This window comes from Bradyrhizobium sp. WSM1253 (assembly GCF_000244935.1).
Lineage (GTDB): Bacteria > Pseudomonadota > Alphaproteobacteria > Rhizobiales > Xanthobacteraceae > Bradyrhizobium > Bradyrhizobium canariense.
In genome coordinates this window covers 7,032,827-7,042,786 of sequence record NZ_JH600073.1, presented here as the reverse complement: position 1 = coordinate 7,042,786, position 9,960 = coordinate 7,032,827, and the positions used below count along the sequence as shown (strand labels likewise).

Below are 9,960 nucleotides of genomic sequence, written 5' to 3'. Positions count from 1 at the left end.
CGCGATCTCCGTCACAACCGCGCCGGGCGCCAGCGTCTCTTCGATGATCCGCATCTTATCGTCGCGAGACCAGCGACGACGACGCTCAACCCCGCCCAGGACCTCTACCCGCATCTACCGACCTTAAGGCTAGCCTTAAAGCTAGATCCTCGTCGGATACCTGCAACTCAACAAGGCGGCCCACCCCGGAGGAATACACCATTGACGCATGATCCTCCGAAGTATCCAGCTCATATGGCGATCAACGTTGACGGAAATGGGAGGGAGGGGCGTCTGCACGAATCCGGAGCTTATTTCATAACGTGGCGCGCACGGCCCGCTCTCGAGTCAACGCACCGCTCTCATGGACATGATGGACGAGACCAGACACTGCCTATCGATCAAAGTGTCGCATTGCCGACTGATACAGGCCAATAGAGCTGGCTTTTCTTATCCGGCTCGGTTCGACTAAAACCAGTTGGACACAAAGGAACCGCGTCGATTGTCGCGTGGCTAGTCGAATGGCCGACCAACCAGTATTGCCGGCATGAGCGAGGTATCATACTGATATGCAAGGGTCATCCCCAGTCAACGAAGGCCTCCTGAATCAGCGCCTCATAGAGCTCGGGTCAATAGCGAGCTGGGCGCCGCAGACCCTTTCGGACCTCGAAGGTTTTATTCGCGCCTCCGGCGACTATGATCTCTTTCGAGTCAATCCTATCCAATATGCGACTGCCAACGGCCTAAGTGACGCCGAAGGAATCGAGCTGTTCGTGCACGCCGCTAAGGTTGGCCTATTCGAGATGCAGTGGCTGCTCATCTGCGCCTATTGCCCGCAGGTCGCCGGCACTTTTCGTGAGCTAGACCAGGTTCATCCACGTTTCCAATGCGAATTCTGCAACGCCCTCAATGAGGCGGCGCTTGACGACTACATCCAAGTCACCTTTACGGTCTCGAGTTCGGTTCGCGACATCCTATATCGTCATCCGGACATGCTGTCCGTCCAGGACTACTATCTCCGTTACAACTTCTCCAAGGACTTCAAGCCCCCGCACGGAATGACACACGAGCAACTCGTTGCGGCACTCTCGCGGGGATTTGCCGATATCGAGGCGGGTCAGCGGTTGAACTTTGAATTCGCCGTAACGGCCGGCCGATTCGAGGTGCTCGATCTTAGCCATAAGCTTCTTCTGGTTTTCTTCGCGAACGGTGAACCGGCGGAACGCCAAGAAACGCTGGTCCAGCTCGAATCGGGCCGGTTCGTAGTTGCTGATCGGCCCACTGGACCGAGAAATATGATCCTTGGCGACGGACGCTTTGCGTTTCGACAGACGGCCGATCTTAGCCCAGGCAAACACATCATCCACATTGAGAACCGCACCAAGGATCGAGGCCGCTTCTGGTTTCTCCAGTATCCTTCCCAGTTCCAGCCCCATCTGGTCGAGTATGAGCCTTTTCTTTCCGGTAAGCGATTATTGCTCACCCCCTGCTTCGCCGAACTCTATAAGACTCAATTGGTGGACGAGCGCGATAGTCTAGCCGTTTCCGACATCACTTATCTGTTCACTGATCTAAAGGATTCGACTCCGCTGTACGAAAGCATCGGCGATGTGAATGCCTACTTTCTCGTCCGTCAGCACTTCGACATTTTGAATAAGATCATTAGGAATCGATCTGGCACGATCGTGAAGACGATCGGCGATGCAGTCATGGCTGGCTTCGAGCGTCCACAGGATGCCGTTGTTGCATCCGTCGAGATGATCGAAGAGCTGTCGCGATTCAACAAAACCGCTTCGCGGCCGCTCGGCCTCAAAATCGGCGTGCACAGAGGCAGGGCCATCGCCGTAAGGCTCAACGATCGGATCGACTACTTCGGACAGGACGTGAATATCGCCGCCCGTGTGCAAGGTCTAGCCGGTGTCAACGAAATATGCCTGACAGAGATGGTGATGGAGGCTCCCGGAGTCAGTGACATCGTCAAAGGATGCCCGGCGTCGCGCGACTACCAAAACTTGAAGGGCATCGGTCAGAAAATGGAAATACATCGGTTCAAAATTTCTCCCACGCAGAGATGAACGACCGCGCCCGTCCTGCGCAGCGGCAGACCGATTCTCGGCTGCGGTTTACCGCCAATTTTCGGCGCTGCTGCGTTGGTCTCCTGTATATTCCCGGCGGACGACGCCAGCAGGCATCAGCGTGTCTGCGTTCCCAAGCCGCGCGATCGTTCGGGTATCCTTCATTATGGAATATCGAAGTCGAGTTTACATCAAGATCGTGTTGCGGAAAGCCCGCCTGGTTAGTTACTGAGCTAGAGGGATTCCACGTGTGGCCTTAGCACGTCAACCGTCTCAATCAGCCCCGCAGCTTCCATCACGAGCAAGAGCTCCGCCGGCGTCATTTCCGGTTTCTTGAAGCGTTCGCGCATACACCGAATGGCTGCAACAGCGCGAGCTTCGTCGAGTGCGATAGTATCCGCAATGAAAGCGTCGGCCGATTTCGCCTCCATGTTCAGGTCGGAAAGAACTGCCGCGGGAAAGTCCTTAAGGTTTTCGGTTACGATCATTGCGGCCTGCGTCTTGGCCGCCGCAGCAACAACGTGATGATCGCCAGGATCGGGGAGCCCAGCCGCAACGGACAAGAAGTTGTCAAAATCCGTAACCATGGCATCTTCAAAGGCAGCTTCCATGCTGGCGCGCGCCCGCTCTGCACGCGCCGCGGCATCGGCAAAGCCTTTGGCGTCAGGATCTCCTCGATAGCTGTTTCGGTCTCATCCAGAACGCGGCTTGACCAGCGGAGACGAAAAAATTCCGCCTCCGCCAATGAGAGAAGCAGGTTCCTTTTGAGCGCGCTTGCAAGCGAGCACGCATCGACGAATGCGGTGAAGCGGTTTGCAAACAAGCTTACAGGTGCTCCGCGTCCTGCTCAGCGAGATTCGCAAGCGCTTTGCCCCGCTTCTCATCACGCGTGCGCTTATATGCGAATAGGTCCTCTGCCCTAATCCTGCGATGACGCCCCACTGTCACGTGCTGAATTTCGTTCTTTTCGAGCAGCGAGACCAGAAACGGACGCGAGACATTCAGAATGTCGGCAGCTTGCTGCGTGGTCAACATCTCATGCACAGGCACAAGCGTCACCGCATCGCCGCGACCGATATGCCGCAGCAATTCCATCAAAAGACTCGATAGCGCCGGCGACAAGGTTATCTCAGCAGCCTGCTGTGCATCGTCGAGCAGTCGCAGTTTGGCATCTCCCGTCGCATGCGAAGCGAGTATCTGACGAAGCTGGTTGGCTGCCGCCTTCTCGCTCGCGGAAGGCAGGCGAGTACCTCCCAGCTCTTCAGCGTAGGCTGGCATCGTCATCGTATCTTCTCCCCTGTACGGCCTTTTGTATAGGCCATATTCGAAATAAACGCAACAAGCGAAATAAACGAAATGGCCCAAAGTTCCTGACCAGCTGGGCCCCCTGCCCTTTGTCCCAAGCCGATCCTTGGGAACTTTTGGCGTTTGCCGTGCCTCATGAGCTGGTCGGCTAGGAATAAATTCCAAAATCTATGTTCTGCGAACAAATAAAATTTAGCTATATCAATGGCTTTAGCCAGCTCGCCCGACATTTGAACAGAGAGATTCTTAGACCGTCATCGATTGCTCCGCATTGGCGAAGTGATCTCGCGCACGAGCGCGCACGCATCGACGCCCGAGTGTCTCCTCGCCATATGGACTGGGCATTGGGGCGAGAGCAGCAAAGGGTTTCTTGGTCCCGAATACAGGGCCTTCCTAGGAGGCGTTCGCCCGAGATCATTCGCGAGCCGCACGGCGGCGCTACCGGCGTTCGTGCCGGCGCAGCCTTGGTAGGCTGGCGCCGAGTTCGAACGGCTGAAGGATCCAAGATATCCTAGCGCCCTCGGCGCCGGAATGCAGAGGAACTTCGATCGAAATTCGGTCGATCAGGCTTGCCGGGTTTGAATTTCGAACAGTTTCGGCATGCCCCCGCAACCAACAATCCAGTCCCAGCAACCGCTTAAGCCCAGAACTCTGCTTTGGCACGCAATCTGCGTAGCTCCCCTTGCGTCCCTCGCCTCGTAGCGGAGGACAGAACAAAGCTTTCACAACGGGAGGGAATGCATGAGTGAGCACAAGACCAACGGCGCGCGTAAACATGAAAGCCTGGACGCCATCGTGATCGGCACTGGGGTTGCCGGCCTTTACCAGCTCTACAAGCTGCGCGACGAGCAAGGCCTCAAGGTCAAGGCCGTCGATACCGCCACGGGCGTAGGCGGCACCTGGTACTGGAATCGCTATCCGGGCGCACGGTTCGACTCCGAGGCCTATATCTACCAGTACCTGTTCTCCGAGGAGCTCTACAAAGGCTGGAGCTGGAGCGAGCGCTTCCCCGGTCAGCCTGAGATCGAAAAATGGCTCAACTACGTCGCCGACAAGCTCGACCTGCGCAAGGACATCCGCTTCAGCACGACGGTCGCTAGCGCCGTCTTCAACGAGGCGACCCAGCGCTGGACCATCACGACCGACGCGGGCGACACCATCGACGCGCAGTTCCTGATCACCTGCTGCGGCATGCTGTCGGCGCCGCTGACGTCGATGTTTCCCGGACAGGACACCTTCAAGGGCACGCTGGTCCACACCGGGCGCTATCCGAAGGAGAAGCTCGATCTCGCCGGCAAGCGCGTTGGTGTCGTCGGCAATGGCGCCACCGGCATCCAGGTGATCCAGACCATCGCCGGCGAAGTCGGCAGCATGAAGGTGTTCGTGCGCACGCCGCAATACATCATCCCGATGAAGAACCCGAAATACGGGCCGAAGGAGGTCGAGGCTTACAAGGCGCGGTTCGACGAATTCCGCAAAACCCTGCCCCACTCGTTCACCGGCTTCGAATACGACTTCACCAACGGCAAGTGGAAGGATCTCAGCCCGGAACAGCGTCATGCCGTTCTGGAGAAGATCTGGGATGAAGGCTCGCTTCGGCTGTGGCTCGCCTCCTTCGTGGAGATGTTCTTCGAGGAGGATGTCAGCGAGGAGATCTCCGAGTTCGTCCGCAAGAAGATGCGCGAGCGCCTCAAAGATCCCAAGCTGTGCGATACGCTGATCCCGACGGACTATGGCTTCGGCACGCATCGCGTCCCGCTCGAGAGCAACTATCTGGAGGCTTACCACCAGGCGAACGTCGAGCTGATCAGCGTCAAGAACAACCCGATCAAGCGGATCACGCCTCAAGGCATCGAGCTCGCGGACGGAACGTCGTATGAGCTGGACGTGATCATCCTGGCCACCGGCTTTGACGCCGGCTCCGGTGCCTTGACGCGCATCGACATTCGTGGCCGCGGCGGTCGCTCGCTGAAGGAGGAGTGGAGCCGCGACATCAGGACCACGATGGGGCTTCAGGTTCACGGCTACCCGAACCTCTTCACGACAGGCGCGCCGCTGGCGCCGTCGACAGCGCTCTGCAACATGACGACATGCCTTCAGCAACAGGTCGAGTGGATCAGCGATTGCATCGCCTATCTCAAGAAGAACCACCTAAGCGTCATCGAGCCGAGCAAGGATGCGCAGGATGCCTGGGTCGCGCATCACGATGAGGTCGCGAACACGACCCTCGTGACCAAGACGAACTCCTGGTACATGGGCTCCAACGTCGAGGGCAAGCCGCGCCGTCTGCTCTCCTATATCGGCGGCGTCGGAACCTATCGCCAGAAGTGCGATGAGGTCGCCTCCTCGGCCTATCCCGGCTTTGCCAAGCAGTAACGACACAAGGGGCCGCGCAACCATTTTTGGTGGCGCGGCCCTGCACCCGCATCATCACAACAATTCGGAGCAACACATGACCAAGGAATTCAAGTCGGCGGCTGACGCCATTCTCAAAGAGACGGTCACGACGGGCCAAGGCGTCCCGGGCGTGGTGGCGATGGTGACCGATCGTACTGGCAACATCTACGAGGGCGCCGCCGGCAAGCGGCGCATCGACCAACCGGCCCCGATGACGGCCGACAGCAGTTTTGCCATTTTTTCGACCACCAAGGCAATCACCGGCACGGCCGCGCTGCAACTGATCGAGGAAGGCAAGCTCGACCTCGATGCCCCGGCACGAACCTACGCCCCCGACATCGGCAAGCTGCAGGTGATCGAGGGCTTCGATGCCGAGGGCCAGCCCCGGCTTCGTGCCCCGAAGGGTGAGGTGACCACGCGCATGCTGCTGCTGCACACCGGCGGATTCGGCTATGATTTCTTCAACGAGAACTATCTGCGGCTGGCGACCGACCACGGACAGCCGAGCGTGATCACTTCGTCGAAGGCCGCCCTCATGACGCCGCTGCTGTTCGATCCCGGCTCGAAATGGGAGTATGGCACGAACGTCGACTGGGCCGGGCAAGTGGTCGAGGGCATCACCGGCAAGCGGCTTGGCGAAGTTTTCGCCGAGCGCATCTTCAAGCCGCTCGGCATGAGCGACACGACGTTCGAGATCAACGATGCGGTGCGCGGCAAACTTGCCGGCGTGCACGCGCGCAACGCCGACGGCTCGCTGACCCCGATGGACTTCGAATTGCCTGCCAATCCCGAGGTCCATATGGGAGGCCACGGCCTCTACAGCACGGTCGGCGACTACATGCGCTTCATCCGCATGTGGCTGAACGACGGTGCCGGCCCGCACGGCCGGGTGCTGAAGCCGGAGACCGTTACGATGGCCGAGAAGAACCAGCTCGGTGATCTCAAGGTGACGGCGCTGCCCGGCGTCATCAAATCGCTGTCGAACGACGCGGAGTTCTTCCCGGGTCTGTCGAAATCCTGGGCGTTCACCTTCATGGTCAATGACGAGAAGGCGCCGACCGGCCGCCCGGCGGGCGCGCTCGGCTGGGCTGGTCTGGCGAACCTGTTCTACTGGATCGACCGTCAGAATGGCTTCGGAGGCTACTGGGCCACCCAGATCCTGCCCTTTGCCGACGTCGCTTCGTTCACCGGCTATATGCGTTTCGAAACCGCCTTCTACGACAGCCTGAGCCAGCGCAGGGTCGCCTAGCTTCTGCCGGCTCGATGCCTTCATTCCGCCTCCGATCTCACTCTTTTTGCGGTGCGGTCGGAGGCGAGGCAAATGGCACCAAGGTCGGGATACGCGATTGCGCGTTTCCATGGATGGCCTCACAATCAGGAGATAAAAGCTCGGGGTCCGGCAGATCGTTTCGGACTACTCAGCGCGTCGAAGGAGGGAACGTGTTGGGTCAGGCGCCAGAGGATGCTTTCGCAAATCCATCTATCGAACGCGACGTCCTGACGAGCTGGGAACGCTTCCTATCCGGAAGCAACAGCACGCGTCAGCAGATCGTGCGGTCGGCTATTACCGATTCGTGGCAGCGCTGCCAGAAATCGGACGTCGACTACCGGCGTGGCCAGGCTCCGATGCCGATCAGGGATGACAGGCTGCAGCGCCTGCTCGACAAGCGCAACCGCCTCGTTCAGGCCGGTGCTTCGACGATGGCGCTGGCGCGCGACTACCTGCTGGAAACCGGCACCGTGATGGTGCTGACCGATGCCGACGGCATTGTTTTGCGCTTGGAGGGCGACACCAAGCTGGCGCTGCGCGATGCCGTTGAAAAAACCCACCTGCTGCCCGGCAGCAACTGGAGCGAGACGACCTGCGGGACAAATGCGATCGGCACTGCATTGCAAACCGGGCAGCCCATCCAAGTGCATGCCACGGAGCATTTCTGTTCCGGCATCCACCGCTGGACTTGCTCGGCCTGCGTGATCCGCGATCCCATCGACGGCGCTGTGATCGGCGTGATCGACATCTCCGGACTATCCTCGTCTTATGGGCGGCCGGCCCTCGCATTGGCGATTTCGGCGGCCGCGCGCATCGAGGCTCAGCTGCTGCAGATGGAGCTGGACGCCCGCTACCGGCTGCTCGACCAATGCTTCTGGATGCTGCCGCCTTCGGATCGGCATCATGCCGTGCTGTTCGACAGCGCCGGACGTCCATTCAAGGCCAGTGGAGAGATGTCGCAGATCATGCGCGACCTGGGCGCGCCGGGATGTCAGTCCGGCTTTCCCCATCTCGGCAGCCGCGACGATCAGCTCTTTGGCGCCTCCCGTCCGGCATGGATCAAGGAGGAATGGCTGAAGCCGGTGGTGCAAAGGGGTGAACACCTCGGCACCGTGATGGTGGCGCCGAAGCCGGCCCCTTCGGGCAAACTGTTGTCAGCTGCGCGAGGCGAGTCCCAGGCCTTTGCCAATACCGTCTACAGCAGCCCGAAGATGCACAACGTGGTCGAGACGTGCCGTCGCGTCGGCATATCAGCTGCTCCGGTCCTGCTGCTTGGCGAGACCGGCGTCGGCAAGGAGGTGTTCGCGCACGGACTCCATGCCGTGTCGCCGCGCCGGAACGGCCCGTTCATTGCCGTCAATTGCGGCTGCGCCTCGCGCGAACTGCTTGCCAGCGAGCTTTTCGGCTATGTCGACGGCGCATTCACCGGCGCCCGGCGCGGCGGCGTGGCGGGGAAGATCGAAGCCGCGGCGCGGGGCACCCTGTTCCTTGACGAGATCGGCGAATTGCCGCTCGACCTCCAGCCCATGTTGCTGCGGGCGCTCGAGAACGGCGAGATCAGCAGGATCGGCGAGACCGCAGTGCGCAAGGTGGACTTCCGCCTCGTCGCCGCGACCAATCGCGACCTGCAGGCGGAGGTGGACGCCCAGCGTTTCCGCAAGGACCTATTCTACCGGCTGGCTGTCGTCCCCGTCGGCATACCGCCGCTGCGCGAGCGCTGCGAGGACATTCCGCTGCTGGTCGATCACTTCGTCGCCCAGGCAGCGGCGCGCTACGGTCTTTCCGATCGCCGGTTTGCGCCGGAGGCGCTTGCGCAGCTTCAGCGCCATGATTGGCCCGGCAATGTCCGCGAGCTGCGCAATCTGGTCGAGAGCCTCATGCTGACCAGCAACGGCGAGCTGATCGAACCTTCGGACCTTCCCGATGCCATCCGGGGAACGGAACGAACAAGCGAGCACAATCCGGGCCTGTCTCTCGCCGAAGCGTCCGAACGTGACCTGATCGCGCGCACGCTCCGCTCGTGCAACGGCAACGTGACGGCCACCGCGGCCGCTCTCGGTCTTGCCAAGAGTACGGTCTATGCGAAGTTGCATCGTTATGACATTCGCTTCGAGCTGCGTAGTAAATGGTGACATTGGAAGCGCTGGTTGAGTTGCATGTTTGAGTATGGAGCTTTCAGTATGGAGCGCAAAGCAAGGTAAGAGCGCTCTATTTCTTTGGTTTGTATCTGGCAGAGGCTCTGCGGCTTTCCGTGCCGAGCACGACGACCAAATAAAACCATATCCCTCAATGCCTTAGTCGTCCGTTAAGAAGCCGAATTGAGCGGGAGCGGACAGGCAAGCGTATGCGATAGCTGGATCAGGAAGAGGCACAAGAGTTCTCTGAGCCAGGCGAGGATACGGCGGAAGTTGTGGCCGACTGCTGAGAGCACGACGTTGGCGGCGTCGCCGGCGCGGCCTTTGAGATAGCAGCGGCCAAGGTGACCTTCGGCCTTCAGATGTCCGATGATGGGCTCGATGGCGGAGCGGCGCCGGAGCTCGCGCTTGATGGCGCCGAACACGCCGCGCTTCTGGCCCGAAATGAAGACGCGACGGGGATTTTGCGTGTCGTGGCCGCGATATCCCTTGTCGACATAGGCCCGCTCGATCGGACAGCCAGTGAGCGCCTCGGTGCGGTCGATGACGTCCCGCAGGGGTATGACCGTCGTAGGGNTTATCGGGCAGCGACCTGGCGTGCAGTACGAACAGGCCACCGAGCGCCCGGCGGTTGTTGGTGACGATGGAGGCCTTCACGCCGAACTCGTAAGGCGCGGCGGCCTTGCCTTTGCCGATGCATTCCACTCCGGGGCATGGAAGGATAAAGCCTCCAGCCGCGTTGGCGCTGCTGCTGCGAGCGGATTTGCACGGCCCGGCCAAGCGGGAGGGCGAATGCCTC

At 60.1% G+C, this 9,960-nt stretch carries 7 protein-coding genes and 1 pseudogene; 4 read left to right on the top strand and 4 right to left on the bottom strand.

Features of this window, described 5'->3' with window-relative positions; all coding sequences use genetic code 11:
* Positions 1 to 114: IS3 family transposase (locus BRA1253DRAFT_RS46365; RefSeq protein WP_007601823.1), on the bottom strand; the 114-nt coding region annotated here is incomplete at its 3' end.
* A 434-nt stretch (positions 115 to 548) separates the two neighbouring features.
* Between BRA1253DRAFT_RS46365 and BRA1253DRAFT_RS34100 the strand changes: the two genes are divergently transcribed.
* The gene (locus BRA1253DRAFT_RS34100) at positions 549 to 2,054 is read left to right on the top strand and encodes an adenylate/guanylate cyclase domain-containing protein (protein ID WP_007601821.1); all 1,506 of its coding nucleotides are present in this window, start codon (positions 549 to 551) and stop codon (positions 2,052 to 2,054) included.
* A gap of 233 nt (positions 2,055 to 2,287) precedes the next feature.
* Here BRA1253DRAFT_RS34100 and BRA1253DRAFT_RS45685 read toward each other — a convergent pair whose 3' ends face one another.
* Both BRA1253DRAFT_RS45685 and BRA1253DRAFT_RS34090 read right to left on the bottom strand, forming a co-directional pair.
* On the bottom strand, positions 2,288 to 2,665 hold the full coding sequence (locus BRA1253DRAFT_RS45685) for a hypothetical protein (RefSeq protein WP_035994500.1): 378 nt from the start codon (positions 2,663 to 2,665) through the stop codon (positions 2,288 to 2,290).
* 214 nt (positions 2,666 to 2,879) lie between these two features.
* Positions 2,880 to 3,338 carry a helix-turn-helix domain-containing protein gene (locus BRA1253DRAFT_RS34090; protein ID WP_007601819.1) on the bottom strand — a complete coding sequence of 153 codons (459 nt, stop codon included), beginning with the start codon at positions 3,336 to 3,338 and terminating at the stop codon, positions 2,880 to 2,882.
* A 762-nt stretch (positions 3,339 to 4,100) separates the two neighbouring features.
* Here BRA1253DRAFT_RS34090 and BRA1253DRAFT_RS34080 point away from each other — a divergent pair.
* The 3 genes from BRA1253DRAFT_RS34080 to BRA1253DRAFT_RS34070 all read left to right on the top strand — a co-directional run bounded on the left by BRA1253DRAFT_RS34080 (position 4,101) and on the right by BRA1253DRAFT_RS34070 (position 9,158).
* Complete coding sequence (locus BRA1253DRAFT_RS34080) at positions 4,101 to 5,735, top strand: NAD(P)/FAD-dependent oxidoreductase (RefSeq protein ID WP_007601818.1); 1,635 nt, start codon at positions 4,101 to 4,103, stop codon at positions 5,733 to 5,735.
* Between the two features lie 76 nt (positions 5,736 to 5,811).
* A complete protein-coding gene (locus BRA1253DRAFT_RS34075) occupies positions 5,812 to 7,005 on the top strand; it encodes a serine hydrolase (protein WP_007601813.1) in 1,194 nt (397 codons plus the stop codon).
* A 452-nt stretch (positions 7,006 to 7,457) separates the two neighbouring features.
* Complete coding sequence (locus BRA1253DRAFT_RS34070) at positions 7,458 to 9,158, top strand: sigma-54-dependent Fis family transcriptional regulator (protein WP_245286031.1); 1,701 nt, start codon at positions 7,458 to 7,460, stop codon at positions 9,156 to 9,158.
* Positions 9,159 to 9,331: 173 nt separating this feature from the next.
* On the opposite strand, the pseudogene BRA1253DRAFT_RS34065 reads toward BRA1253DRAFT_RS34070, so the two are convergent.
* Positions 9,332 to 9,960 (bottom strand): annotated as a pseudogene (locus BRA1253DRAFT_RS34065) (IS5/IS1182 family transposase); the annotation flags it as partial.

What these genes read in the sequence shown, in the direction of transcription:
- BRA1253DRAFT_RS34075 (WP_007601813.1), top strand. Translation starts at nt 5,812, where the DNA reads ATGACCAAGGAATTCAAGTCGGCGGCTGACGCCATTCTCAAAGAGACG.
- BRA1253DRAFT_RS34100 (WP_007601821.1), top strand. Translation starts at nt 549, where the DNA reads ATGCAAGGGTCATCCCCAGTCAACGAAGGCCTCCTGAATCAGCGCCTC.
- BRA1253DRAFT_RS34090 (WP_007601819.1), bottom strand. Translation starts at nt 3,338, where the DNA reads ATGACGATGCCAGCCTACGCTGAAGAGCTGGGAGGTACTCGCCTGCCT.
- BRA1253DRAFT_RS45685 (WP_035994500.1), bottom strand. Translation starts at nt 2,665, where the DNA reads ATGGAAGCTGCCTTTGAAGATGCCATGGTTACGGATTTTGACAACTTC.
- BRA1253DRAFT_RS34070 (WP_245286031.1), top strand. Translation starts at nt 7,458, where the DNA reads ATGGCGCTGGCGCGCGACTACCTGCTGGAAACCGGCACCGTGATGGTG.
- BRA1253DRAFT_RS34080 (WP_007601818.1), top strand. Translation starts at nt 4,101, where the DNA reads ATGAGTGAGCACAAGACCAACGGCGCGCGTAAACATGAAAGCCTGGAC.